This window comes from Streptomyces sp. NPDC045701 (genome assembly GCF_056432045.1).
In genome coordinates, this window is the sequence record NZ_JBWKJV010000040.1 from 16,712 (window position 1) to 37,699 (window position 20,988).

A 20,988-nucleotide genomic window follows, 5' to 3' on the forward strand; every position below is an offset into this window, starting at 1 on the left:
TCCGTCGGGACAATGACCGTCCGTCCTCGGGTGGTTTCCGTCGGGACAATGACCGTCCGTCCTCGGGTGGTTTCCGTCGGGACAATGACCGTCCGTCCTCGGGTGGTTTCCGTCGGGACAATGACCGTCCGTCCTCCGGTGGTTTCCGTCGGGACAACGACCGTCCGTCCTCCGGTGGTTTCCGTCGGGACAACGACCGTCCGTCCTCCGGTGGCTTCCGTCGCGACGAGCGTCGCGACGACCGCCCCACCGGCGGCCACCGCGGCAGCGACCGTCCGTTCAACCGTGACCGCCGTGACGACCGCCCCGCGGGCGGTGGCTTCCGCACCGGCGGCCACGAGCGCCCCTACGGCCGCCGTGACGACCACCGCGGTGGCTCGAACTCCGGCTCCTCCTTCGGGCGCCGCGACGACAAGCCGCGCTGGAAGCGCAACGGCTGACGCATAACGCCAGGACAGGGCCCGTATCCCGTGGAGGGATACGGGCCCTGTCCTGTTCCGGCCCACTTGCCGCGGGCGTCCGGCTCCACGGTCGTACACCGACGAGCGGCGTACGCCGGACGGGCGCCCGGCGGCCAGCGGCCCGTACACCCGCTCCGACGCCCGTGCGGGGTTCGACCCGGGCGTCGTGATCGGTACCGGCTGGAAGGGGTGCCGCCCGGCTGCGGCACTACGGGGGCACCGGCACCGGCACGCTGAAGCCCCGGGCGCAGGTCTTCCGCGACTGGGGCGCGGGCCGCACCGACATCCTCGGCCTCGGTGACATCACCGGCGACGGTCTTCCCGACCCGCTCACCCGTGTCGCCGACGGCAAGCTCCTGCGCAACAGGGGTGACGGCAGGGGGTCGTTCGAGCGACGGTGACGATGGTCACCGGCCGGCGGCACTACCGCGGCCTGTTCTGACGGCTCACCCCGCTGCGGCGGCGCGACGGCGCCCGTTCACCCGATACCCGATCGGACGGCGGGCGCCGTAGGGCTATGCTCAGGGGTGACTCGTCGAGGGCCGTTAGCTCAATTGGCAGAGCAGCGGACTTTTAATCCGTTGGTTGTGGGTTCGAGTCCCACACGGCCTACCGGTTCGGCAGCCTCGACAAGGCTCTGATCAGCGTGGTCCCGCCCCGTCCGGTTCTTTCCGGCCGGGGCGCACGTGTGTCCGGCGCGGGAGCGGCGGGCGTCGCCCCGGTGGGGGCGCCGGCGGGACGTTTTGTCCCCTCGGGGCGGCTACCAGGGATATTGGTTAGGGATAGTGCGCCGGATGGCGTAAGGTGGTGTTCACCGACGCGGGGTGGAGCAGCTCGGTAGCTCGCTGGGCTCATAACCCAGAGGTCGCAGGTTCAAATCCTGTCCCCGCTACTGAAGACGAAGGCCCGGTGCATTGCGCACCGGGCCTTCGTCGTGCCCGGGCCGGGGTGGTGTGTCACCCGGTCGGCGGACGAAGGACCACCGCCCGGCGCGGCTCCGGGCGGCCGGGGTGGGGCGCGGTACCGTCCGCAGCCGTGGGTGGACCGGCAGGAGGCCAGCGGTGGGGCGACGAACACGGGACGGCGACGGCGAGCGTGAGGGAGCCCCGCGGGCCCGGGGGTTCGTCCGGTCGCTGCCCTGGCTGCTGATCGCGGGGGGTGTGGCGTACGACCTGCTGACTCCTCCGCGCTTCACCGCCGTGCCGCTGTTCGCCGCCGCCCCGCTCGTCGCGGCGCCGCTGTTCGCCGCCCGCACGACGCTGCTGTCCGGTCTCGTCGCGGTGCTGGCGATGCTGGCCCTGCACTGGGGCAACGGCACCCTGGACGAGACGCAGTCCGTCACGGAGATCCTCACCGTGGGGGTGGTCGCGGGCCTGGCGCTGCTGATCAACCGGGTGGTGCGGCGCAGCGGTGAGCGGCTCGCGTCGGCCCGGGTGATCGCCGAGACCGCGCAACGGGCGGTGCTGCCGACGCCCGCCGAGCGGATCGGGGGCCTACAGGTGGCGGCCCGCTACGAGGCCGCGCAGGCGGACGCGTTCATCGGGGGCGACCTCTTCGCGGTGCAGGACACCCCGTACGGCGTGCGGCTGGTGGTCGGGGACGTACGCGGGAAGGGGATGGGCGCGGTCGCGACGGTGGCGGTGGTCATCGGGGCGTTCCGGGAGGCGGCCGAGCAGGAGAGCTCGCTGGAGGGCGTGGCGCAGCGGCTGGAGCGGGCGCTGGCCCGGGAGGGGACGCGGCGGGACGGGCTGGACGCCTTCGAGGGGTTCACCACGGCGGTGCTGGCGGAGGTCCCGCGCGGGGAGGCGGTGGTGCGGGTGGTGGACCGGGGGCATCCGGAGCCGCTGATGCTGTACGGGGACGGGCGCGTCGAGCTGCTGGAACAGCCGGAGCCCGCGCTGCCGTTGGGCATGGCCGAGCTGGGGGCGTGGCCGGACCGGGCGTACGAGGTGCCGTATCCGGCGGGTGCGACGCTGCTCCTCTACACGGACGGGCTGTCGGAGGCGCGGGGCGCGGAGGGGGTCTTCTACGATCCGGTCGCGCGGCTGGCGGGGCGGCTGTTCCCCGGCCCAGAAGCGGTGCTGGACGCCCTGGTGAGCGATGTACGGCGGCACACGGGGGGCGGAGCGACCGACGACCTGGCGCTGCTGGCGGTGAGCCGGCCGGCGGAGGGGCAGCCGGAGCGGCGGCGGACGATTCCGGTCGTACCCCGGGACGAACACGGTGTGTGAGCGGTGGATGCCGCTGTGCATAACTTTTGACACACCGTCAGGACTGTCGAGGTCGGTGGATGTTTCTGATGATTCATCAACTAGTCCGGGTACGTCCAGGTGTGGACTGGTTGATCCATGGCCCGTCCGGTTAATGATCAGTAGGAACGGCTTGGAATCCGGAGCCCGCGTCTATTAACGTTCGATAACGCAGCGCGGTCGTCCCAGCCGTCGTCGGAGACGGCACCGCGCGCGTGCGCCGAATTCCGCGAGGGAACCGGGGAACCACCACCTTGGGGTGAATCGGGCCGAAGTGGGCCCGTAGGAGACCTTCCTGCTCCGAACCCGTCAGCTAACCCGGTAGGCGAGAAGGAAGGAAAGGAGTGCGCCTCCGTGGCGTCCAACAGGCCTGCCCCCGAAGCTCCGTACGGCTCCATCGGTTCGTTCGACTCTTCGGGTATCCCGGACGCCGGGGAGGTAAACGGGCAGTGGGAGGAATGGAACCCCACAGAGGAGACCGTCCGACCCGTCCGGGGCCGCCACCGCGTGGCCAAGCAGCGCGGCGGACTCGCCCGTAGCTCCACGGTCCTCGGCGTCGGCGTCATCGCCGCGGTCGGCGCGGGCGGCATGGCCACCGCGCAGGACAAGCCGGCGGTCTCCATCTCCCTGCCCGACGCCCTCACGGACAACCTCCCGGACGTCGCGTCCCTGCCCGGCATCGGCTCCCTGATATCCGGCGACTCCGACGCGGACCCCACGGACTCCCCGGACTCCGGCGAGGCGGACAGCGGCCCGGTCACCGCCGCGTCCCTCACCGGCACCCCCGCCGCCGAGACCACCGGGCAGCAGACCAGTGGCGCCGACGCGGGCGAGGCCCTGCGCGCCCGCATCCTCCAGCAGGCCGAGCAGCAGCAGGCGTCGGCCGACGCCGAGGCGAAGGCGGCCGCGGAGGCCGCGGCGGCCGAGCAGGCCGCAGCCGAGGCGAAGGCCCAGCAGACCGCCGCCGAGAAGCAGGCCGCCGAGAAGCAGGCCGCGGCCGAGGCGAAGGCCGCCGCGAAGGCGGAAGCCGAGGCGAAGGCGGCGGCCGAGGCCGAGGCGAAGGCCGCGGAGGAGAAGCGGCCGGCCGAACTGGCCGGGAGCTGGTCCCTGCCGACCTCCTCGTACACCATCACCTCCACCTTCGGCCAGGCCGGCAACATGTGGTCCTCCGGCTACCACACGGGCCTCGACCTGGCCGCGCCCACGGGCACGCCCGCCAAGGCCGTCCACGGCGGCACCGTCAAGTCGGCCGGGTGGTCCGGCTCGTACGGCTACCGCATCGTCCTGGAGCTCCAGGACGGTACGGAGGTCTGGTACTGCCACCTGTCGTCGATGACCGTCGGCGCCGGCCAGCAGGTCGCCACCGGCGAGACCATCGGCCGGGTCGGCGCCACCGGCAACGTCACCGGGCCGCACCTGCACCTGGAGGTGCACACCCCGGGCGGCGAGGGCATCGACCCGCTGGCCTGGCTGCGCGGCAAGGGCCTCACCGTCTGAGAGACGCTCCCGGCGACCGAGCCCGGCCCCTTGAGGGCCCTGCCCCCTGAAGACCCGGGCCCGGACCCCGGCGGCCCCGGCGACACCCCCCGACGCCAGGGCTGCTGGTCTCGTGGCGGCACGCGGATCTCAGTACCGGTACGGGTTGTAGCCGCCGTAGTCGAGGTGCGGGGGTGGCGTCCACACCCGGCCGGTGACCCGCGCGGCGTACGTCAGCGCCGGCCCGGCCACCGCCTTGCGCTGCCACAGGTGGTGCAGCAACTCCTGCTCGCGCGCCACGAAGTCGGGGCCCACCGCGCCCCGCCGGGCCCGGTGGCGCAGGAACGCCAGCGAGGTCGCGAACGTCTCGTACTCGCCGACCGTGCGGGCCGCCGCCGGGCCGAAGCAGCGCGCCGCGTACCCGCGGGCCAGACCGCGCGCCCGCATCGAGGAGAGGGCGAGTGGCTCCGCGGGCGTGAGCCAGCCGGCCGCGGCGTACGCGGGCAGCTCGCCGGATATCGTGCGCAGCTCCCGCTGCCGCGACCAGATCGCCAGCCAGGTCAGCAGTGCGAACGCCGGCACCATGAACGCCCCGTACACGGCGTAGAACCCCCACGGCCCGTACGCCGCCGAGCCGTTCCACAGCGCGTGCGTGCCCATCGCCAGGGCCAGCCCCAGTGCCGGCAGCGCGATCCGGCGGATCCTCCTGCGGCGCGCGGTCATCGCGGCGAGGCCGAAGCCGACGCCGGTGAGCACGGTGAACAGCGGGTGCGCGAACGGCGACATCACGATCCGCACGAAGAAGGTCGCCGCGGTCACCGACGCGAAACCCGAGGTGCCGAACTGCTGGTCCTCGCCGAAGGCGTTGCCGAGGTAGAGGATGTTCTCGGTGAAGGCGAAGCCGGTCGCGGTGAACCCGGCGATGACCACGCCGTCGACGATCCCGGTGAAGTTCCGTCCGCGGAAGACGAAGACGAGCAGGAGGGCGGCGGCCTTGGCGCTCTCCTCCACGACCGGCGCGATGACGGTCGCGCCGAGGGTGTCGGCGGACGCGGGGTCGGCGGTGGCGGTGGCTATCCAGCGGGTCGCGAAGGTGTTGGCGACGATCGCGACCAGTGCGGCCGCGCACGCCCCCCAGGCGAACGAGAACAGCAGGTTCCGCCACGGGCCGGGCTCCACCCGGTCCAGCCAGCGGAACGCGGCCATGAGCAGCGGGACGGGCAGCAGGGCGAGCCCGAGCCCGACCAGGAAGCCCTCCGTGCCGGTCTGTTCCCGTACCAGCGCGAGGATCACCAGCCCGCACAGCGCGAGCACGACGGCGACCGCGGAGGCCCGCACCACCTTGCTGCGCCAGAAGGCGCGGCGGGGCCGGTAGTGCCAGTGGGCGCGCTCCGGCACGGCGGCGAACGACGGCTGTGGTTCGTACGCCGGGACGGCCGGGTACGGCGACGGGGCTTGCGCAGACGAATGGGACACGCGATCGACCCTAACGACCGGCACCGACGGACGGCGACGGGATTGCCGCACCCCACGGCCGTCGCACGCGCGGTACGACGCCGGGACGCGGCGGGCGTGACAGCGGGCGGGGTGAGGCGCGGCGGGTACTGCGAGCCGGTGTTACGAAGGGGCGGTGTGACGCGCGGCGCGGCGCGCCGTCACACCCGTGCGAACAGCAGGTCGTGCACGACATGCCCCTTGTCGAGGCCCTGCCCCTCGAAGCGGGTGAGCGGCCGGAACGCGGGGCGCGGCGCGTAGCCGCCCTCGGGCCGGGTGTTCCGGAAGCCGGGGTGCGCGGTCAGCACGTCCAGCATCTGCTCGGCGTACGGCTCCCAGTCGGTGGCGCAGTGCAGTACGGCGCCGGGCTTCATCCGCGCGGCCACCAGGTCCAGGAACTCCGGCTGGACCAGCCGGCGCTTGTGGTGCCGCTTCTTGGGCCAGGGGTCGGGGAAGTACACGCGTACGCCGTCGAGGGCGCCGGGCTCCAGCATCTCCCGCAGCAGGATGATCGCGTCGCCGTTCGCCACGCGTACGTTGGTCAGGCCGGCCTTCTCGGCGAGGGAGAGCAGGTTGCCCTGGCCGGGCGTGTGCACGTCGACCGCGAGGATGCCGGTCGACGGGTCGTCGGCGGCCATCTGCGCGGTGGCCTCGCCCATGCCGAACCCGATCTCCAGGACGACCGGGAGCCCGCCGAACAGCTCGCCCAGGTCGAGCGTGCGCTGCCCGTCGATGTCCAGCCCCCACACGCCCCACAGCCGTCGCAGGGCATCGCCCTGCCCGGGTGTGACGCGGCTGCGACGGGGCTGGAAGCTGCGGATCCGCCGCTCGAAGTGCGACCCGGCGGGGTCGGGCGCGGGACCTTCGGGGAAGCGGGGCTCGCCCTTGGGCCGGCGGGGGACGGCGGTTTCACGGGACTCAGACACAATGCCCCGATTCTACGGCGCCCCGCGCGGCGCGCCGCTCCGGGCGCGGGATCACCCCAGGTGCGCCAGGGCCCGCCGGGCGACCTCCCGGCCGATGGGTAGGGACGCGGTCGCCGCCGGGGACGGGGCGTTCAGCACATGGACCGTCCGCCGGGCCTCGCGGATCAGGAAGTCGTCGACCAGGGTGCCGTCCCGCAGCACCGCCTGGGCGCGGACGCCCGCCGGGGCGCGGTGCAGGTCCTCGGGGCCGACCGACGGCAGCAGCCGCCGTACCGCCTCGGTGAACGCCCGCTTCGACACCGACCGGTGCAGCTCCCCCGCCCCGTACCGCCAGTGGCGGCGGGCGATCCGCCAGGACCCGGGCCACGCCAGCGTCTCGGCCAGCTCGCGCGGCCGGACGACCGACCAGCCGTATCCCTCGCGGCCCAGCGCGGGGACCGCGTTCGGCCCCACGTGGACGCCCCCGTCGATACCGCGGGTCAGGTGCACGCCCAGGAACGGGAAGGCCGGGTCCGGCACCGGGTACACCAGGCCCCGCACCAGCTCGGGCCGGGCCAGCTCGTAGTACTCGCCCCGGAACGGAACGACCCGCATGCCCGGGTCGTCGCCCGCGAGCCGCGCCACCCGGTCGCAGTGCAGCCCCGCGCAGTTCACCAGGACCCCGCCCCGGACGATCGTCCCGTCAGCCGTCCGCACGGCGACGCCCCACGAGCGCCGGTCCACGGCGACGACCTCCGAGCCGTACCGGATGTCCGACCGGGACGCGTCCGCCAGCTGCGCCGCCACCGCCCCGTAGTCGCACACCCCGGTCGTGCCGACGTGGATCGCGGCCACGCCCCGCACCCGGGGCTCGTACTCGCTGATCTGGGCCGGGCCCAGCTCCCGCACCGGGATGCCGTTCTCCCGGCCGCGCTGGACCAGGGCGTGCAACCGGGGCAGCTCGGTCCGCTCGGTCGCGACGATCAGTTTGCCGGTGATCTCGTGGGGCAGGCCGTACTCCGCGCAGAACTTCACCATCTCCGCGGCACCCCGCACCGCGTACCGCGCCTTGAGCGAACCGGGCCGGTAGTAGATCCCGCTGTGGATCACCCCGCTGTTGCGCCCCGTCTGGTGCAGTGCCGGGCCCCGCTCCTTCTCCAGCACCACCACCCGTGTCCCCGGGGCGGCGCGCGTGATCGCGTACGCCGTCGACAGTCCGACGATCCCGCCGCCGATCACGAGCACGTCGCAGTCGTATTTGCCGTCGCCGTACGCGGACACCTGTGCCACCTCCCACCCCAGATAGTGCACTGGCCCACTGACAATGGCCTTAAACCAGGTGGGACACGGCTCACGCCGGAGCCATCAGGAGCGGACGGGCCCGCTCCCGCAGCTCCGCCACCCTGGGCTCGTCGCCGTACGGCTCCAGCCGGTGCAGGAGGTCCCGCACGTACTCGGTCGTACGCGCCGACGAGATCCGCCCGGCCACCTCCACCGCGCGCGTGCCGGCCGCGCAGGCGGCGTCCAGGTTGCCCGACTCCAGTTCGGCCACGGCGCTCACGACCAGCCGTAAACCGTGCGAGCGGACGTACTCCTCCGTCGGCCGCGACAGGGCCTGTTCCGTGAACCGCCGCACCTGGCGCGGCGCCTTGAGGTCGCGGTAGCACTCGGCGGCGTCCGCGCAGAAGCGGTCGTACGAGTAGAAGCCCAGCCAGGTCGGGTCCGGGTCGCCCTCCCGGGACCGTTCCAGCCAGCCCTCCGCGGCCCGCAGCGCCGCCCCGGCCGCCGCCGCGTCCCCCGCCTTGGCGTGCGCCCGCGCCTCCACCAGCCGGAAGAAGGACATGGTCCGCGCGGTGGCCAGGCCCCGGTTGCGCTCCAGCGCCGCCTGCGCCAGGTCGACGCCCTCGTCGGCGAAGCCCCGGTAGGTGGCCTGGAGCGACATCGACGCCAGCACGTACCCGCCGAGCGGCACGTCGGCGGCCGCCCGCGCGAGCCGCAGCGCCTGGATGTAGTAGCGCTGGGCCGCCTCCTGCTGACCGGTGTCGAAGGCCATCCAGCCGGCCAGTCGGGTCAGCTCGGCGGTCGCGCCGAACAGCGCCCGGCCGACCTCGTCCGAGTACGCGCCCAGCAACAGCGGGGCCGCGTCCACCCGCAGGCACTCGGGCACCATCGACGAGCGCCAGTCCCCGCCGCCGTACTTGGAGTCCCAGCGCCGCGCGTCCTCCGCCGCCTCCCGCAGCTTCGCCACGTCGCTGTGGCCGACCCGCACGGCGCCGCCCTCGTCCGCGCCACCGTCCGGTACCGCCGCCACCGAACGCTCGACCGAGGAGTCCGCAGGAGTTATCAGCCACCGGGAGGCGGGCGTCGCATACGCGCTGACCGCGAACGATCCGGCCAGCGACTGCCAGATCCCGCCACCACCGGCCCGCCGCCCGGCCAGATCGAGCCGGTACAGCTCGGTCGCCGACCTGACCGCCTCGCCGATGTCGCGCGGGAAGGCCAGCCCCACCTCGGGCGCCGGGTCGGCGTCGGCGAGGCCGATCTCGTGCAGCGGGACCGGGCGGCCCAGCTTCTGCCCGATCGCGGCCGCGATGAGGTGCGGTGCGGCGCCCTGCGGCACCATGCCCTTCGACACCCACCTGGCGACCGACGTCTTGTCGTACCGAAGGGTCAGACCGCGCTGCGCTCCGAGGTCGTTGACCCGCCGGGCCAGACCGGCGTTGCTGATTCCCGCGAGGGCGAGAACGGTGCCGAGCTTCTCGTTCGGCCCGCGTTGCTCCCTGGACATGCGCCACCCCTCGACCCACAGACGGCCGCCGCGACGCCAGGCATAGGCGCGCGGCATTCGTAAACCCAGCGTAGTTCGCCGCATCCCCACCGTTAAGGGGCGGTGTTCCGTATGGCGGGATTGTTGTGCGAACGGGTGGTCGCGCGGCCGGCCGGCGCCCGGCGGGTGCGCGGGCGCTGCGCGGTGGAGGCGTGCGGCCCTCCGGCGCCTCGCGCGCGGGCGGCGCACGCCTCCCGCCGGTGCGCCGCGTCCGCGTCGTGCTCCCGGTGTGTGGCCGTGCGCCTGTCCGTGCGCTCTGGCTCGTCCGGTGGGGGAGCGCTTCCATGGGTGCTGCGTGGGTCGGCCCGCTGCACTGGAAAGCGGTGGGCTGGGGGACACCGCCGCCTCAATCCCCGCGGGTGGCGGACCGGTCCGGGGGGCGGACAGCGCCTCCCGGACCGAGCTTGTGGATATGTATGTCAGCACTTGTGCGGTTCGATCAGTCACGGAGATTGGCCGAATAGCGCCCATCGTTCGGTGGGCCGAACCGTTTCCGGACCGTCGCCAACTGGCCAATGCCAGCGGCGTGTTCCCATTTCACGGGGCACGGTCCGTCGCCCCTCCCGCACGCCGTTGTCGTGGCAGCATGTCTCCATCAAGAGTGCTGAGTTGTCCACAGGCTGTGGAGGCGGCGATGCGGTGGCTGGTGGGGTGGAGCAGTATCGCCGCGAGTTTCGGTACGGGCTTCGCCACCGCCGGGGCGGTCGGGACCGATGACGACAACGGCACCCTGCACCCCGTCGGCGCCCAACTCCTGTGGGGCGACCCCGATCCGCTGTGGGCGGTCGGCGACTGGCGCCCCGACGAGGTCCGCGTCGTCGCCGTGGACGCCGACACCCGCCTCGCGGTGCTGGGCTGCTGCGCGGCCGACGACGAGCAGCTGCGGGTGGGGCTGTTCGCGGCCCGCGGCGGTGCCATGCGCCACCTCACCGCCTGGCCGGGCAGTTACACCGCCGTCGCCAAGGTCGGCCGCCGCATCATCGTCACCGGCGACCTGGCCGGCGCCCGGCCCGTCTTCCACACCCCGTGGGCGCGCGGCACGGCGTACGCCACCGCCGCCCTGCCCCTCGCCGACCTCATCGAGGCCCAGCTCGACATCGGCCACCTCGCCGCGCTCCTCGCCTGCCCCGAGACCCCGGAGGCGCTGCGCGACTCGACACCGTACGTCGGCGTGAAGCGCGTACCGCCCGGCCACGCGCTCGTGCTGCGCGAGGGCTCCCGCGAGATCACCGGGTACGAACAGGTCGCTTCGCTCGCCGTCGCGGCACCCCAGATCGACCCGGACCGGGCGGTGGACGGCGTGCGCGACGCGCTCGTGGAGGCGGTGCGCGCGCGGCTCACCGCCCCCCGGCACGCCCCCGAGACGCTGCCGCCCGACCCCGGGCCCGTCCCCGGCATGGGCCCCGCCGAACGGCGCGCCGCCCGCGGGGCCCCCACGCCCGGCATCGGCGCCGACCTGTCCGGCGGCAGCGCGTCCGGGACGCTCGCCCTGCTCGCGGCCGGCCTGCCCGGTGTACCGGGCACCATCCTGGGCCACGGCACGGAGGCCGGCGAACGGCTGCTCGCCGTGACGTTCAACGACCTGGCCACCGGCGGGCGGGACGCCGAAACGGAACGGGCCCGCGCCCGCGCCATCGCCGAGAACCCGCGCCTGCACCACGTCGTGGTGGCCGCGTCCGAGGAGGCCCTGCCGTACGCCGAGCTGGAGGGCCCGCTCACCGACGAGCCGGGGCCCTCGCTGGTGACCGCCGAACGGCACCGGCGGCGCCTCGCGGCGGGCAGCGCCGACCACTTCACCGGGCACGGCGCACGGCAGGTGCTCGACGCCCACCCCGCGCGCCTGGCCGACCTGCTGATGGACCGCAGGCGCCGCCACCTGCTGCGGCCGGTCACCGCCCTCGCCAAGGCCACCGGGCCGTCGGCCGGGTCCCTGCTCGTGCCGCTCACCGTCTACCGGGCCGCCCGCAGACTGGCCCGTACGCCCTACCGCGCCGGTCTGGAATCGGCCGCCGACCTGCTGCTGGAGGCCAACCGGTCGGCGCCCGCCGTGAACGGCCCGCTCTCCGCGTCCCTCGCCGCCCTGGCCTGGGCCCGGCCCGGCCCCGCCGCGCGCTGGCTGACCGGCGAGGCCCTCGCAGAAGTATCGGTTCGTCTCCACCAGGCCGCGACCAGGCCGACGTCGGTCCAGCGCCCCGGTGAGGCCCGCGCCCGCGCGGCCCTCGCCCGGTACGCGGCCGACCACCGCGTCCTGGAGCAGGCCGCCGAGGTCCGCAGTCAGCGGCTCCACTCCCCCTTCCTCGACAACCAGGTCGTACGGGCCTGCCGCGACCTCCCCGAATCGCTGCGCGTCCGGCCCGGCGCCCGCGCCGCGATCCTGCGCGCCGTCCTCGCCGGGGCGGGCATCCACGACCTGCCGCCCGGCTGGGGCACCACCTCGCACGCCTCGACGGCCGCCGCCAACCGCGCGGGGCTGCGCGCCGCCCTGCCGCAGCTGATGGCCCTCTTCGACGCGCCGCTCCTCGCCGACGCGGGCCTGATCGAGGCCCGGGTCGTCCGCAGGGCCCTGCGCGCCGCCACCGAGGGGGACCCGGTAGCCCTGGACGGGCTGGCCGACCTGGTCTCCACGGAGCTGTGGCTGCGCCGCCTCCTGGCCCGCCGGGGCACCTGCTGGACCGGCACGTCGGCCCCGCGCCAGCGCGCCGTGGCCGCCGGGGTGCCCACGCGCCCCGCCCGCCCCACGCTCCAGGCGTGACCGGGCCGGGGCGCCGGGCGGCCCTCGGCGCCGGACCGGCCGGACACGGCGGGCGGTGGGGCCCGGTGGGTGGGCGTCAGGCGCAGCTGATCCGGGACTCCGCCCAGTCGGCGGGCGCCACGGCGCCCAGGGGGGCCGCCGGGTCCGGCTCGACGACCAGGCGGATGGTGCGGCGGCCGGAGATCCCGACGCGCAGCGGCACCGCCGGATCGCCGCCGCGCAGCACCGGTGAGCGCCACAGCCGGGTGCCGTCCCCGTACACGGAGAAGCGGACCGCGCCCAGCCCCCGCGCCATGTCGTCCACGCCGGCGAACGCCTCGTAGGCCGTGCAGCGGCGGTTCAGGTCGATGGTGAGCGACGACCGGGCGTGCACGGTGACGCCGTGCCCGTACCGCTCGCCGCCGACGGACATGCCAGGGCGCTGCCACATCCAGCCGGACGCCCCGAGCCGTACCTCCGGGCCGGTGTGGTCGCCGTAGAGGCCGTAGTCGAGCCGGTTGACCTGGTAGACGACGGGCGGGGCCGGAGCGGGCGCCGGCGCCGGTGGCGGCGGGACGGGCGCCGGCACGGGCGGCGGGGCGGCCGGCGGCCGAGGGGCCGGCGCGGTCGTCGGCGCGGGCCGCGCGGCCGGGGGCGCGGGTGTCGCGGGCGGCGCCGGCCGCGCCTGCTGCCGGCCGGTCGGGGCCGCCCGCGGCAGACGCCCCGGCCCGGGGGCCGGTGGTGGGGTGGTCCGGCTCGGCGCGGCCACCGGCTGCCGCGGTACGACGGGCTCGACGGCGGGCGGCCGGGCTTCCGGGCCGGGTGCGGGGCGCGGGCCGCCGGACAGCGCCCACACCAGCCCGGCGACGGCGGTGACGGCCACCGTCACGGCGACGCCCGCCTTCGCCGGCGCGCCGAGCCCCTCGGCGGCGGCACCGCCGGCCGCCCCCGATCCGCCCGCCGCGGCCGCCGCCCCGGCCCCGGCGCCCGCGGCCCCCGCCGCACCACCGGCGGCCAGCCCGGCCGCCTCGATCGAGTACCCGGCCGCGAACCACCCGACGACGGCGACCGGCAGCAGCGCGGGGATCCCCGCGTTGACCTGCTCCAGCTCGCCCACCGCCAGCCGGCACCGGGCGCACTCCTCCAGGTGCTTGCGCAGGCCCCGTTCGGCCCGCGTCCGCAGACCTCCCCGGGCATGGGCGCCCAACCGGTCCGCGTAACGCGCGCAGTCCCCGCCCGCGGTGAGCGACCGGCTCACGTGTGCCTGGAGGTACGCCTGCTTCAGCCCCTCCCGGGCCCGGCTCGCGAGCACCGCCGTGGCGTTCGCGGTCAGCCCGAACAGCGGCGCGACCTCGCTGGGCGACTCCTCCTCGACGGTGGTGTGCCACAGCACCGCCTGCCACCGCTCGGGCAGCGAACGGAAGGCCCGCACGGCGAGCGACCGCTCGGCCTCGTGCATCGCCCGCACATCGGCGGCCGGCTCCACGGCATCGGCGTCCGACACCCCGGCGGGCCGCGCCGCCTGCGCGGCGAACACCGCGAAGTCCTCCACCAGGTGCTCGCGCCTGGCCGTCGTGGTCCAGTGGGCGGCCACCCGCCGCACGGTCGTCAGCAGGTACGCCCGCACGGCGTGTCGGGGCCCCGCGCCGCCGCGTACCGCCTGGAGCGTACGGACGAACACCTCCGCCGTCAGGTCGTCCGCGGTGTGCGCGTCCCGGCAGCACGTCCGGGCGTAACGCCGCACCGCCTCCGCGTGCCGGCGGAACAGCTCCTCGTACGCCGTGTCGTCGCCGTCCCGGAGCCGCCGGACCAGCTCGGCGTCCGACGGCGGCAGGTCGACGGGCGGTGGCAGTACGGACCCGGTGGCGCCACCCTCGCGCTGTGCGGGCACGGTGGCCCCGGCGCCCCCGCCGGCCGCTGCCGGCGAACCGCCGGGCCCGCCCCGGTTGGGCACCTTCGGCGAGGGGGCGGCGGCCGGGGAGGGGAGCGGCGCGGGAGGCGGCCCTCCGGCCCCCGCGGCCCCGCCGCCGAACGGCTCGTCGCGACCCTCACCGCTCATCGCGGAAGCCCCGTACCCCTGCTCAGACCCGGACATCGGGCAAGAGTGCCACGGAGGAGGGCGCCCACCGGGGGCAAGCGCCCGTCAACCACTCATCCGGGGAGATGACCCGAACGCCGGAGCCGGACGTGCCCCGTTCGGGTGACCCCTATGCCGGGCGGGAGCGGAGCCCCTCCAGCAGGATGTCCAGCAGCCGGGCCGACGCGGCACTCTGCTGGGCGGCGTCCGGCAGCGAGGGCGCCGCCGTGGCGATGACCAGCAGCACGTCCGCCACGGTCACGTCGCCGCGCAGCTCACCGGCCTCCCGGGCCCGGTCGACCAGCCGGCCGACGACCTCCAGCAGCTCCGACGCGCCCGCGTCGTCGAGTTCCGCCGCCGGCACCGCGCGCGGCGCGACCACCCGCAGCTCCGGCACGGCCGGTACACCCCGCTGCTGCGGCACCCGCGTCGCCTCGTCGGCGGGCCCGCCGGCCACCGGCCCGGCCGGTACCGCGGCCGGCTCGTCCACGCCCACGCGCAGCACGTGCGGCGGCAGCAGACGCCCGGCGCCCGACGCCACGGACGTCCGCAGGAACCGGGAGAGCGCCGACCACGGCTCCTCCTCCTGCCCCAGCGCCGTACGCGCCTGCTCGGTGAGCCGGGACGTCTCCTCCTCGGCTATTCGGCGCACCAGGACGTCCTTGCTCGGGAACCGCCGGTACACCGTGCCGACCCCGACCCGCGCCCTGCGCGCCACGTCCTCCATCGGCGCCCCGTACCCGAGCTCGCCGAACACCTCCCGAGCCGCGCGCAGCACGTGCTCGAGGTTCCGCTGCGCGTCGACCCGCAGCGGCGCCGTACGTCCGGCAGGCCCGCCGGAGCCGATCCGGCCGTTCACCGCACCGCCGAACCCCTCCGACGAAGCGGACGAAGCGGACGCCGAGGCGACAGCGGTCGACCAGCGCGAATCCTGAATATGCATATTTGTTCCCCCGGAAATGATGTGTCTCCCCCCGGAGACTCCCCCACCCTGACAACCGGGGGCGGACCACACGCTCAGGTCATGCGCGTCGAACCGACTCCCCGACGACATACGAACATAGTTGAGTCGAGGTCAATTCAGAAGGGGCAGTTCCGACCGGTGCGCCCCCCGATCGGAGCAAGGACCGGAACGCTCCCGATTCTGCCCCCTCGCGCCACCCTACTTCTCCGCCCTGACCTGGACTCCTTCCCCCGCCCTGGGTCGCCGCGCCACCCCGGACCCCACCCGGCCTCCTGTCACACAATTCGCCGGGCCTGTGGACAAACGCCGAAGCGCGTTGCGTCATGGGAGGGTGACCGAACCTGTGCGCATTCTCGTTGTCGGCGGTGGCTACGTCGGGATGTACACCGCCCTGCACCTCCAACGGCGGCTCAAGGCCGAGCTGAGAAGCGGCGCGGCCGAGATCACCGTGGTCACACCCGACCCGTACATGACGTACCAGCCGTTCCTCCCCGAGGCCGCCGCCGGCAACATCTCACCCCGCCACGTCGTCGTCCCGCTGCGCCGGGTCCTCGACAAGTGCCGCATCGTCATCGGCGAGGCCAAGGCCGTCGACCACGCCAAGCGCACCGCGACCGTCACCACCCTCGCCACCGACGAGGAGGGCACGGGTCCGGTCCAGCTCACCTACGACGAACTGGTCATCGCGCCCGGCTCGATCTCCCGCACCCTCCCCGTGCCCGGCCTGGCCGAGTACGGCATCGGCTTCAAGACCGTGGAGGAGGCCATCGGGCTGCGCAACCACGTCATCGAGCAGATGGACATCGCCTCCTCCACCCGCGACCCCGCCATCCGCGACGCCGCCCTCACCTTCGTCTTCGTCGGCGGTGGATACGCTGGCGTGGAGGCGCTCGGCGAGCTCGAGGACATGGCCCGCTACACCGCGCGGTACTACCACAACATCAAGCCGCAGGACCTGAAGTGGGTCCTGGTCGAGGCCACCGGCCGCATCCTCCCCGAGGTCGGCGAGGACATGGGCAAGTACACCGTGCGCGAGCTGCGGGCCCGGAACATCGACGTACGCCTCGAAACCCGCCTGGAGTCGTGCGAGGACCGGGTCGCCGTCCTCAGCGACGGCACCCGCCTCCCCACCCGGACGGTCGTGTGGACCGCCGGCGTGAAGCCCGCGCCCGTCCTCGCCGCCACCGACCTCCCCCTCAACGAACGCGGCCGCATCAAATGCACCGCCCGTCTCTCCGTCGAAGGCGTCGACCACGCCTGGGCCGCCGGTGACGCCGCGGCCGTCCCCGACGTCACCGCGGACGAACCGGGCCGGGAATGCGCGCCCAACGCCCAGCACGCCGTGCGCCAGACCAAGGTCCTGGCGGACAACCTCGTCGCCTCGCTCCAGGGCCGGCCGCTCAAGGACTACGCCCACAAGTACGCCGGATCCGTCGCCTCGCTCGGACTGCACAAGGGCGTCGCCCATGTCTACGGGCGCAAACTCAAGGGCTATCCCGCCTGGTTCATGCACCGCGCCTACCATCTCAGTCGCGTCCCCACCTTCAACCGCAAGGCACGCGTCCTGGCCGAGTGGACGCTCGCCGGCCTCTTCAAACGGGAGATCGTCTCCCTCGGGTCCCTGGAGCACCCGCGCGCCGAGTTCGCACTCGCCGCCGGCCCGCCGCCGCCCGAGCCCCAGGACGAGGCGTCCAGGGGCGGAACCGCGGACGGCGGCGCGAAGTCCGACTGAAGAGACGTCCCTGCCGAACGGTCCTGACGAGGCGTAGTAGCGACAGACGCCGCTTGTCAGTGCGGTCGGTCACACTGGACGTGTGACCATAGGTGGGCTCACACCTGCACAGAGTGACTCAGCACGGCAACGCACGGCACCGACACCATGAGGCATACAGATCCGTGAACTTCACGCGTTGGAGCGCCCGGCTCCCCGGTACGCAGCGCCGCGCCGCCGCGCGCGGCACCGACCATGGGGTCTCGCCGGCGCAGCGGGCGGACTCCGTACCCGCGGCGCGAGGTGAGTCCGGCCGGCAGCTGGAGCCCGTGTCCGACGACGTCCCCGCCCTTGAGGACTTCTCCGTACGGGAGATCCTCGGCAGCCTGCCCGGCCTCGTCGCCCTCACCTATGGCCCCGAGCACCGCGTCGCGTACGTCAACGACGCCTACGCCGCCGCCTTCGGCCCACGCCCGCCCGGCGCGACCGTCGCCGGCGTCTGCCCCGAGCTCGCGGAGCTGGGCCTGCCGCCGCTCATGGACCAGGTGCTGCGCAGCGGAAAGCCCCGCACGGTCAAATCCCGCCGCACGCACGCGGGAGGCTCGTACACGGTGACCTGCCTGCCCGTCGACACGCGGGGCACCGGCGAGTCCGGCGTCCTCGTCCACGCCGCCGACGTCACCGACCACGCGGAGGCCGCCGAGCGGCTGAGAGCCAGCGAGCGCCGCCACCGCGAGACCGCCGTCACCCTGCAACGCTCACTGCTGCCGCAGAAGTTGGAACAGCCCGACGACCTCCGTGTGGCCGCCACCTACCAGCCGGGCGGTACGGACGCCGCGGTCGGCGGCGACTGGTACGACGTGATCACCCTCGGCGCCGGCCGCACCGCGCTCGTCATCGGCGACGTCATGGGCCGCGGGGTGCGCGCGGCGGCCGTCATGGGCCAACTCCGCACCGCCGTGCGGGCCTACGCGCGGCTCGACCTGCCGCCCCACGAGGTGCTCCAGCTGCTGGACGGACTCGCCGCCGAGATCGACGCCAGCCAGATCGCCACCTGCGTCTACGCCGTCCACGACCCCAACGAGGGCCGCCTCGTCTACGCCTCCGCCGGCCACCTGCCGATCCTCGTCAGGGACGAGGACGGCACCGTGCGCCGCGCCGAGGAACCGACCGGTCCCCCGCTCGGCACCGGAGGCTGGCTCCACACCTCCGGCACCATCGCCCTCCCGCCCGGCTCCACCGCCGTCCTCTACACCGACGGCCTGGTCGAGCGGCGCCGGGAGGACATCGACGAAGGCGTCGCCGCCCTGGAGCGCGCCCTGGCCGGCGCCACGGGCAGCCCCCAGGTCGTCTGCGGCCGGCTGCTGCGCGCCCTCGGCGTCACCGCCGACCACGACGACGACGTCGCCGTCCTGGTGCTCCAGCACCCCTCCCGTACGGGACCGGACGCCGAGCTGTTCCACAACGCCGCGCTCGACCTGCTCGGCGGCGTCGAGGCGGCTCCACGCGCGCGTGCCTTCGCCTCCGGCGTCCTCTCCAGCTGGCGCTTCCCGGTCGAGCTGCGCGACCTTGGCGTGCTGGCGACCAGCGAACTGGTGGCGAACTCCCTCCAGCACGGCAGCCCGCCCATGCGCCTCAGACTCCGCCGCACCGACCGGCGCCTGATCATCGAGGTGACGGACGGCGACGACCACCTGCCGCGCCGCCGCCGCGCCGAAACGGAGGACGAGGCGGGTCGAGGCATCTCGATCATCGCCACGATCGCCTCGTCCTGGGGCAGCCGCCGCACACCCGGAGGTGGCAAGGCGGTCTGGTGCGAGTTCGCGCTGCCGGGCTAGGCGGCGGCCTCCACGGCCCGCTCCGGCCGGTGCCGCGCCACCACCCGCGACGTCGCCACGAGGTAGGGGTGGTCCTGCGCCGGAGTGAGCTTCCCGCCCAGCCGCAGCGCCAGCACCGTGATGCCGAGGGAGAAGAGGACGAAGGTCACGATGTACGGCCCGTGCAGCGCGGCGCCCATGGGACCGCCCACCGCCGGACCGACCGCCAGCGCGAGCTGCTTGACCAGGGCGAACGCCGAGTTGTACTGCCCGACCATCGACTCCGGCGCCAGGTCCGCCACCAGCGGGGCCACGGTCGGCGACAGCATCGCCTCGCCCAGCCCGAACAACCCGTACGTCGCGATGAACGCGGCCGTGGCCATCGCCTGGCTGCCGTGCCCGAGCCCCGCGTACCCCGCGATCAGCCACGCCACGGCCCAGATGAGCCCGACCCACGCGATCACCCGCGTCCGCCGGCGCCGCTCCACGAACCGCAGCACCAGGAACTGCGCCGCGACGATGACCGCGGTGTTCGCGGCCAGCGCCATGCCGAGCGCCGACGGCTCGATCCCGGCGGCCTCGGTCCCGTACGCCGCGAGACCCGACTCGAACTGCCCGTAACAGGCGAAGAACAGCACGAAGCCCAGCACGCACAGCTGCACCATCGCCCGGTGCCCGAGCAGCGCCCGGAGCCCCGCCCGGGGCTTCTCGCCCTTGGGCGCCTGACCGAGGGACGGCGAGCGCGGCATCGTCACGGTGGCCGCGAGCCCGGCGAGCACCAGGAACATCGCGGCCTCTATCGAGAAGAGGAGCAGGAAGCTGCCCGGCCGGCTCTCGTCCACGAGCTGCCCGCCGATCAGGCCACCGACGCCGAGCCCGAGGTTCTGCAGGAAGAACTGCGTGGCGAACGCCCGGGTCCGGGTCGCCGTGGACGAACACCAGACGATCATCGTGGCGAGCGCGGGCTGCATCACCGCGGTACCCGCACCGAGCAGCGCCGCCGCCCCGACGACGGTCGCGACGCTCCCCGCCAGCCCCATGCCCAGCGCGCCGGCCGCGGCCAGCAGCGCGGCCCCCACCAGTACGGGCAGCGGCCCCCGGCGGTCGATGGCCCGCCCGGTGAAGGGGAGGACCACCAGAGCGGCCATGGCGAAGACCGCCAGCACGGCCCCCGCCGTACCGGCGCCCAGGTTCCGCACCTGAGCGACATACACGTAGAGATACGGAACGGTGAACCCGAGCCCGAACGCGCTCAGCACGTTCCCCGCCTGGATCCGGCGCATCGCAGCGCCCATCGCCTTGGTCACACTCACCCACTTCGACTCTGTAGGACTCAGTCCTGAAGACTTCAACACTAAAGTTCGATGCTTAACTGTACACACTGAAGGACTTCAACGCCAACGAGTGCCGTGGGATACTTCGCGCATGTCCGACACCCGGGAACCGAGCCTCGACGAGCAGATCGCGGCCTATCAGCGCGAGTTCCGCGACCTCGATCCGCAGGTCGAGAAGGTGGTGTCGGCCCTGGGCCGGCTGAACCGCCGCATGAACGTCGCGTACGGCCGCCAGGTCGCCGAGCTCGGCATCAGCAATGCCGAGTGGGAGGTCCTCAAGCACCTCGTCCTCTCCGGCGCGCCGTACCGCCTGGGGCCGGGCGAGCTCGCCAAGCGCCTCGGGCTCACGCCCGCGGCGATGACCCACCGCATCGACCGCATGGCTGCCGACGGCCTGGTCACCCGCGACCGGGACGAGAGCAACCGGGTACGCGTCATCGTCGAACTGACCGACGAGGGCCGCGCCAAGTGGCTGGAGGCCATGCGCATGGCCACCGCCTTCGAGGAGGACCTGCTCCAGGACCTGTCCACGGAGGAGCGCGGAGCCCTGGGCGAGATGCTGATCCGCCTCCTGCGCCGTGTGGAGCACGCCCAGCCCGACGCGGGCGGCCGGCTCAAGGACTTGGACTGACCGAGCCGACCGAGCGGGGGTTGACACACCCCAAGTCGATCCGTAAAGTTCTTCGGGTTGCCACGGGGCCGTAACGGTTCTGCGGCAACCGATCCCGCCGCACTGCGCGGCAACCAAACCCAGCACGATCTCCCGAACGGGACGAATTTCGGCATGCCGAAATTCATTTCGAAGACTCGATTATGAGCCGCCCGGGAAATCCGCTAGGGTTTGAAACGTCGGAACGGCCCAAGGGCCGGAAAGACAACTCCCGCTGACTGGGAATCAGGCCCGAAAGGATCTGATAGAGTCGGAACCGCCGGAAAGGGAAA

Annotated in this window: 13 protein-coding genes, 2 tRNA genes, 1 pseudogene and 1 riboswitch; of the genes and pseudogenes, 9 read left to right on the top strand and 7 right to left on the bottom strand. The window is 74.1% G+C overall.

Features of this window, described 5'->3' with window-relative positions; all coding sequences use genetic code 11:
- From AC07DW_RS28000 to AC07DW_RS28020, 5 genes and pseudogenes are all read left to right on the top strand, one after another.
- Nucleotides 1-440, top strand: a pseudogene (locus tag AC07DW_RS28000) (DEAD/DEAH box helicase); the annotation flags it as partial.
- Between the two features lie 560 nt (nucleotides 441-1,000).
- Nucleotides 1,001-1,073, top strand: a tRNA-Lys gene (locus AC07DW_RS28005).
- 206 nt (nucleotides 1,074-1,279) lie between these two features.
- Nucleotides 1,280-1,353, top strand: a tRNA-Met gene (locus AC07DW_RS28010).
- A 169-nt stretch (nucleotides 1,354-1,522) separates the two neighbouring features.
- Nucleotides 1,523-2,692 (top strand): PP2C family protein-serine/threonine phosphatase, encoded by a 1,170-nt coding sequence (locus AC07DW_RS28015; RefSeq protein WP_478860455.1) that lies wholly within the window; start codon nucleotides 1,523-1,525, stop codon nucleotides 2,690-2,692.
- 226 nt (nucleotides 2,693-2,918) lie between these two features.
- Nucleotides 2,919-3,053: riboswitch (cyclic di-AMP (ydaO/yuaA leader) on the top strand.
- Nucleotides 3,054-3,064: 11 nt separating this feature from the next.
- A complete protein-coding gene (locus tag AC07DW_RS28020; protein ID WP_478860456.1) occupies nucleotides 3,065-4,207 on the top strand; it encodes a M23 family metallopeptidase in 1,143 nt (380 codons plus the stop codon).
- A 129-nt stretch (nucleotides 4,208-4,336) separates the two neighbouring features.
- Here AC07DW_RS28020 and AC07DW_RS28025 read toward each other — a convergent pair whose 3' ends face one another.
- From AC07DW_RS28025 to AC07DW_RS28040, 4 genes are all read right to left on the bottom strand, one after another.
- Nucleotides 4,337-5,662 carry a PrsW family intramembrane metalloprotease gene (locus AC07DW_RS28025; RefSeq protein WP_478860457.1) on the bottom strand — a complete coding sequence of 442 codons (1,326 nt, stop codon included), beginning with the start codon at nucleotides 5,660-5,662 and terminating at the stop codon, nucleotides 4,337-4,339.
- A gap of 179 nt (nucleotides 5,663-5,841) precedes the next feature.
- Nucleotides 5,842-6,606, bottom strand: a complete 765-nt coding sequence (gene trmB, locus AC07DW_RS28030) for a tRNA (guanosine(46)-N7)-methyltransferase TrmB (RefSeq protein ID WP_478860458.1) — start codon at nucleotides 6,604-6,606, stop codon at nucleotides 5,842-5,844.
- 51 nt (nucleotides 6,607-6,657) lie between these two features.
- Nucleotides 6,658-7,866 carry an L-2-hydroxyglutarate oxidase gene (lhgO, locus tag AC07DW_RS28035; RefSeq protein WP_478860459.1) on the bottom strand — a complete coding sequence of 403 codons (1,209 nt, stop codon included), beginning with the start codon at nucleotides 7,864-7,866 and terminating at the stop codon, nucleotides 6,658-6,660.
- A gap of 70 nt (nucleotides 7,867-7,936) precedes the next feature.
- On the bottom strand, nucleotides 7,937-9,373 hold the full coding sequence (locus AC07DW_RS28040) for an MFS transporter (RefSeq protein ID WP_478860460.1): 1,437 nt from the start codon (nucleotides 9,371-9,373) through the stop codon (nucleotides 7,937-7,939).
- A gap of 673 nt (nucleotides 9,374-10,046) precedes the next feature.
- On the opposite strand from AC07DW_RS28040, the gene AC07DW_RS28045 reads away from it, so the two are divergent.
- Nucleotides 10,047-12,164, top strand: coding sequence for an asparagine synthase-related protein (locus AC07DW_RS28045; RefSeq protein WP_478860461.1), 2,118 nt, complete (start codon nucleotides 10,047-10,049; stop codon nucleotides 12,162-12,164).
- Nucleotides 12,165-12,240: 76 nt separating this feature from the next.
- On the opposite strand, the gene AC07DW_RS28050 is transcribed toward AC07DW_RS28045, so the two are convergent.
- Together AC07DW_RS28050 and AC07DW_RS28055 are read right to left on the bottom strand one after the other, a co-directional pair.
- Nucleotides 12,241-14,202 carry a sigma-70 family RNA polymerase sigma factor gene (locus AC07DW_RS28050; RefSeq protein WP_478860465.1) on the bottom strand — a complete coding sequence of 654 codons (1,962 nt, stop codon included), beginning with the start codon at nucleotides 14,200-14,202 and terminating at the stop codon, nucleotides 12,241-12,243.
- Between the two features lie 148 nt (nucleotides 14,203-14,350).
- Entirely contained in the window at nucleotides 14,351-15,163 is an 813-nt protein-coding gene (locus AC07DW_RS28055) for a TetR/AcrR family transcriptional regulator (protein ID WP_478860462.1), read from the bottom strand.
- Nucleotides 15,164-15,563: 400 nt separating this feature from the next.
- Between AC07DW_RS28055 and AC07DW_RS28060 the strand changes: the two genes are divergently transcribed.
- Together AC07DW_RS28060 and AC07DW_RS28065 are read left to right on the top strand one after the other, a co-directional pair.
- A complete protein-coding gene (locus tag AC07DW_RS28060) occupies nucleotides 15,564-16,916 on the top strand; it encodes an NAD(P)/FAD-dependent oxidoreductase (RefSeq protein ID WP_478860466.1) in 1,353 nt (450 codons plus the stop codon).
- Nucleotides 16,917-17,080: 164 nt separating this feature from the next.
- Nucleotides 17,081-18,733, top strand: coding sequence for an ATP-binding SpoIIE family protein phosphatase (locus AC07DW_RS28065; RefSeq protein WP_478860463.1), 1,653 nt, complete (start codon nucleotides 17,081-17,083; stop codon nucleotides 18,731-18,733).
- Here AC07DW_RS28065 and AC07DW_RS28070 read toward each other — a convergent pair.
- A complete protein-coding gene (locus AC07DW_RS28070) occupies nucleotides 18,730-19,995 on the bottom strand; it encodes an MFS transporter (RefSeq protein ID WP_478860467.1) in 1,266 nt (421 codons plus the stop codon). The two genes, AC07DW_RS28065 and AC07DW_RS28070, sit on opposite strands and share 4 nt — an antisense overlap.
- A gap of 142 nt (nucleotides 19,996-20,137) precedes the next feature.
- Here AC07DW_RS28070 and AC07DW_RS28075 point away from each other — a divergent pair, with 142 nt between their 5' ends.
- The gene (locus AC07DW_RS28075) at nucleotides 20,138-20,677 is read left to right on the top strand and encodes a MarR family winged helix-turn-helix transcriptional regulator (RefSeq protein ID WP_478860464.1); all 540 of its coding nucleotides are present in this window, start codon (nucleotides 20,138-20,140) and stop codon (nucleotides 20,675-20,677) included.
- Nucleotides 20,678-20,988 lie beyond the last annotated feature (311 nt).